The sequence below is a fragment of the Streptococcus sp. SM3 genome (assembly GCF_027497875.1).
This window is the reverse complement of record NZ_JAJNSA010000137.1, coordinates 1-5,133: the sequence shown is the minus strand read 5'-3', so window position 1 is coordinate 5,133 and position 5,133 is coordinate 1. Positions and strand designations below refer to the sequence as shown.

Below are 5,133 nucleotides of genomic sequence, written 5' to 3'. Positions count from 1 at the left end.
GCCAAGGCTGCTGGTGTTTCGCCTTCAACCGTAACCCGTGTTATTCAAAACAAATCAACCATTAGCGACGAAACAAAAAAACGCGTTCGTAAGGCTATGAAGGAGCTCAATTACCACCCCAACCTCAACGCTCGTAGTTTGGTAAGCAGTTATACCCAAGTTATCGGCTTGGTTCTTCCTGACGACTCAGACGCCTTCTATCAAAATCCTTTCTTCCCATCTGTCCTCCGTGGTATCGCCCAAGTCGCATCTGAAAACCACTATGCAATTCAGATTGCAACAGGTAAAGATGAAAAAGAGCGCCTTAAAGCGATCTCACAGATGGTTTACGGCAAACGTGTGGATGGTTTAATCTTCCTTTATGCCGAAGAGGAAGATCCCTTAGTCAAGCTGGTCGCTGATGAGCAGTTTCCCTTCCTCATCCTAGGAAAATCCATTTCACCTTTCATCCCCCTTGTCGACAACGACAATGTCCAAGCTGGTTTTGATGCAACCGAATATTTTATCAAAAAAGGCTGCAAACGAATTGCCTTCATTGGAGGAACTAAGCGACTCTTCGTAACGCAAGACCGCTTAACAGGCTATGAGTCAGCACTCAAACAATACCAACTCCCTATTGATGGAAATTTAACCTATTTTGCAACGGAGTTCTTAGAAGAAAAAGGGTATCAATTTAGTAAGCTCCTCTTTCAGCATGATCCTCAGATTGATGCTATCATTACAACCGATAGTCTCCTAGCCGAAGGGGTCTGTGACTATATCGCTAAGCACCAACTCGATGTCCCTGTTCTCAGTTTCGACTCAGTCAATCCCAAGCTCAACTTGGCGGCCTATGTTGATATCAATAGCCTAGAACTTGGTCGTGTTTCTCTTGAAACTATCCTCCAGATTATCAACGATGCTAAAAGCAATAAACAAATTTGCTACCGTCAGTTGATTGCCCACAAAATTATCGAAAAATAAAAACCAGCTCGCGCTGGTTTTTTAGTTACTAATTTTCTGTTTCAACGAACCGTCCCAAAATATGGACATTCTCAGATACAGAGACAAAGGCACCTGGATCCACCTGTTTCATAATCTGTTTAAATTCATTAAACTCTGCACGTGTAATGACAGTAATTAAAACTGCCTTTCTCTCGTGATTATAGGTTCCTTCTGCATCGTGGATCATGGTTGCTCCGCGGTGCAATTTTTTATGGATTTTTTCAATTACCTTCTCTGGATGATTGGTCACAATCATAGCCTGCATCCGTTTTTGCTTGGTAAAGACAGCGTCTGTCACACGGCTAGAGACAAAGATGGTAATCATAGAGTAGAGAGCGTATTTCCAACCAAAGGTCAAACCTGCTATCAGCATGATGGTTCCATTTACCAAGAAAGAAATACTACCGACATTCTTACCTGTTTTCTTGCGAATAGTCAAACTGACGATATCCGTCCCACCACTGGAGATATTGTTGCGAAGAGCAAAACCAATCCCCAAGCCCATGACAACACCTCCAAAAAGGGCATTGATAATGGGATCCTCCGTCAAGGTCGCCACAGGGACGAACTGGATAAAGAAGGAACTCATGGATACCGTGATAAAGGTAAAGACAGTAAACTTATGACCAATCTGATACCAAGCCAAGACCATCAAAGGAAAATTAATGGCGTAGAAAGTTAGCGAAATTGGAATATGAAAACCAAACCAGTGATTACTCAAGGCAGAGATAATCTGTGCCAGACCTGTCGCACCACTCGAATATACATGACCTGGTTGGAAAAAGAAATTGACCGCCACTGCTGATAAAAATCCATAGACCAGAGAAGCCGAAATCTTCTCGTCATACTTCTCACGAGAGATACTTTGTAAGACACGTAAAATTTTTATCTGATGAGCAAAGCGGCGCAGATAATAGCGCCACCGCTTAATTCGTTTTGCTTGTTTCATCTTCTTCTACTTGTAAGCTTAGTTCCTCTAGTTGTTTGAGCGCTACTGTTGAAGGAGCTTGTGTCATTGGGTCACTTGCCTTGTTGTTCTTAGGAAAGGCAATGACTTCACGGATATTTTCTTCTCCAGCTAAGAGCATGACAAATCGGTCAAGCCCGATAGCCAAGCCACCGTGTGGTGGGAAACCATAGTCCATGGCTTCAAGAAGGAAGCCAAACTGGTCATTTGCTTCTTCGGCTGAGAAACCAAGAGCCTTGAACATGCGTTCTTGAAGGTCTTTTTGATTGATACGAAGGCTACCACCACCAAGCTCATAACCGTTCAAGACGATATCGTAAGCAATGGCACGAACCTTAGCCAAATCACCTTCTAATTCGTGAGCAGTCTCTTCCTGTGGTAGAGTAAATGGATGGTGGGCGCTCATGTAACGGCCTTCTTCTTCAGACCATTCAAACATTGGCCAGTCAACTACCCAAAGGAAGTTGAATTTATCGTTATCAATCAAGCCAAGCTCTTTGGCAATACGTCCACGAAGGGCACCAAGAGTTGCATTGGCCACTTCAAGCGTATCCGCCACAAAGAGAACGAGGTCCTTATCTTCAAGTGCAAGCGCTGTTGTCAATTCTGCTTGGATGCCTGTCAAGAACTTAGCAACTGGTCCGTTTAATTCTCCATCAACAACCTTGACCCAAGCAAGACCTTTGGCACCATACTGTTTGGCTACTTCTGTCATCTTGTCGATGTCTTTACGTGAATAATTGTCCGCAGCGCCTTTGACCACAATGGCTTTTACAGCAGGTGCTTCTGAAAAGACTTTAAAGTCTACACCTTTGACCACTTCTGTCAAGTCCTGAAGCAACATGTCAAAACGGGTATCTGGCTTGTCAGAACCGTAAAGAGCCATAGCGTCATCGTATTTCATACGAGGGAATGGAAGCGTCACTTCGATGCCTTTAGTTTCCTTCATGACACGCGCAATCAAGCCTTCTGTGATATCTTGGATTTCTTGCTCAGTAAGGAAAGATGTTTCCAAGTCAACCTGTGTGAACTCAGGCTGGCGGTCACCACGCAAGTCCTCGTCACGGAAACATTTAACGATTTGGTAGTAACGGTCAAAACCAGCATTCATCAATAACTGCTTAGTGATTTGCGGACTTTGAGGAAGAGCGTAAAAATGCCCTTTATTAACACGAGATGGCACCAAATAGTCACGCGCCCCTTCAGGAGTTGACTTAGAAAGGAATGGTGTCTCCACGTCGATAAACTCCAACTCATCCAAGTAGTTGCGGATAGAGTGGGTCACCTTAGCACGAAGTTTAAGATTTTCCAACATTTCTGGACGACGAAGGTCAAGATAACGGTAACGCAAACGCGTATCGTCATTGGCCTCAATGCCATCCTTAATCTCAAATGGGGTTGTCTTAGCTGTATTAAGCACTTTCAGAGCTGTCACGTTTAACTCAACTGCACCAGTTGGCAACTTATCATTGGCTTGCTCACGCGCAGCGACCTGTCCAGTCACCTCGATAACAAATTCGCTACGAAGGCTTTCAGCTGTTGCCATAACCTCTGCAGAAACTTTTTCAGGGTTGATAACCAACTGCATGATTCCTTCACGGTCACGAAGGTCGATAAAGATCAAACCACCAAGGTCACGACGACGACCAACCCATCCTTTCAAGGTCATTTCTTGTCCGATGTGTTCCTCACGAACACGACCAGCATACATACTACGTTTCATGTTTTCTCTCCTCTTTTATTCTGTTACTATTTTACCATAAAAGCGCAGGCTCTTCATGAAAATCATCAGAAAAGTTTGCCAGTCTTTAAAAATCAAGTGAAGACTCTAAAAATTGACGTCCATACAAAAATCCGATGAAGTTCACCGGACTCTTTTATTTTGAATTGTTGCCTGCTTTACGCTTTTCAGCAATTTCGGCTGCCTTTCGAGGCAAGACAATTTCCGTTGTGTAAGCTGTCCCAAAGCGCAAGACACCTGCAATAGGGGCAAAGACAACTGCTAGATAGTTGTAGAAGAAATCTCCCTTGAAAGCATAAGCTAACGCTCCAATGATGAAAAATAGAACGACTGCTTGAATCACTGCTAATAAAATTACTCGTTTCATGTGACCTCCTGACTCTATTATAGCATGAGTATCATCAAAAAGCCGATTAAATTATTCAAAGCGTGAAGAGAAATACTATAGACCAGACCTTTTCTGCTAATATAAGCCAAGCCCAAACTAAAACCAAGGCTGAAATAGACAAAAAATTGTTGCACATCACCTGGGAAATGAATCAAGGCAAACAGAACACTTGATACCAGAAGAAAAATCAGAGTTTGTTTGCTATTGTCCTGCTTAGGAAAGAGGTAGCGTGCTAACATCCCTCTAAAGATAAGTTCTTCCGTCAAAGGAGCAAAGACCACCACCATAAAGAAACCAAATGCAGGCTGTTCCACTGTCAGTTGAGATACGATTTGTTGACTGACCGACGGATCTTCTGGTAAAAAGAACTGGGCTGTAATAGCCACTAGCAAAACCAGAGTAGGCAACCAGATATGACGATTAAAAGCAGTCGTCTGGATGCTAACCTTTTCTGTCTGATACCATCTGTAAACTCCATAAACATAGGCCCCTGACAGGACGACATAAAGTGGTAAGACTCCAAAGATTGAAGCCCCTAGTCCAAGAGCTGACAGCGCCATGCTCTGAACCAGACCATAGATAAAGTAAAAGGATAGAATGGCTAGAAGAAACCAGCCGAGGTTTTTAAGTAGTTTCATATAAATCTCCTATCTTGCTTTATAGCTATTTTTCAATACAAAGAGGTTCGCTATTCCTAACACAAGTACCCAGGCAAGTAACATACCAATATTAGAAAAAGATATTTCCCCACCTTTTTTATTTAAAAGATTTACAATTGGACCAATAAAAGAGTAATCCAACACTTTCTGAACCGTATCATTTTGAAGAGCAATCATGGGTAAAAAAGAGACGATAAACACAGGAAACATACTATAAACTTGCGCTTTAGACTGAGTATCTGACACTGCACCGATTAGAAGGTTGAGAAAAATAACACTAATAGCTGCTAAGACCAAATAGATAACATAGGCCAATAAGTAACCTGATACATCCACTTTAAAATAGATTGGTAGTAAAATCATTCCAAGCAACATAATCAACAGAGGGAGAATG

General features: G+C 42.5%; 5 protein-coding genes and 1 pseudogene. 1 reads left to right on the top strand and 5 read right to left on the bottom strand.

Annotated elements, in window-relative coordinates; genetic code table 11:
* On the top strand, positions 1-963 hold a 963-nt coding region (locus PAN06_RS12860; protein WP_269796519.1), incomplete at its 5' end, for a LacI family DNA-binding transcriptional regulator.
* Between the two features lie 28 nt (positions 964-991).
* On the opposite strand, the gene PAN06_RS12855 is transcribed toward PAN06_RS12860, so the two are convergent.
* The 5 genes and pseudogenes from PAN06_RS12855 to PAN06_RS12835 all read right to left on the bottom strand — a co-directional run.
* A complete protein-coding gene (locus PAN06_RS12855; RefSeq protein ID WP_045606596.1) occupies positions 992-1,933 on the bottom strand; it encodes a YitT family protein in 942 nt (313 codons plus the stop codon).
* A complete protein-coding gene (gene aspS / locus PAN06_RS12850) occupies positions 1,911-3,674 on the bottom strand; it encodes an aspartate--tRNA ligase (RefSeq protein ID WP_269796518.1) in 1,764 nt (587 codons plus the stop codon). The genes PAN06_RS12855 and aspS overlap by 23 nt, the downstream gene beginning before the upstream one ends.
* 154 nt (positions 3,675-3,828) lie before the next feature.
* Positions 3,829-4,059 carry a hypothetical protein gene (locus PAN06_RS12845; protein ID WP_000832185.1) on the bottom strand — a complete coding sequence of 77 codons (231 nt, stop codon included), beginning with the start codon at positions 4,057-4,059 and terminating at the stop codon, positions 3,829-3,831.
* Positions 4,060-4,076: 17 nt separating this feature from the next.
* On the bottom strand, positions 4,077-4,718 hold the full coding sequence (locus PAN06_RS12840; protein WP_269796517.1) for a type II CAAX endopeptidase family protein: 642 nt from the start codon (positions 4,716-4,718) through the stop codon (positions 4,077-4,079).
* Between the two features lie 9 nt (positions 4,719-4,727).
* A pseudogene (locus tag PAN06_RS12835) lies at positions 4,728-5,133 on the bottom strand (ABC transporter permease); the annotation flags it as partial.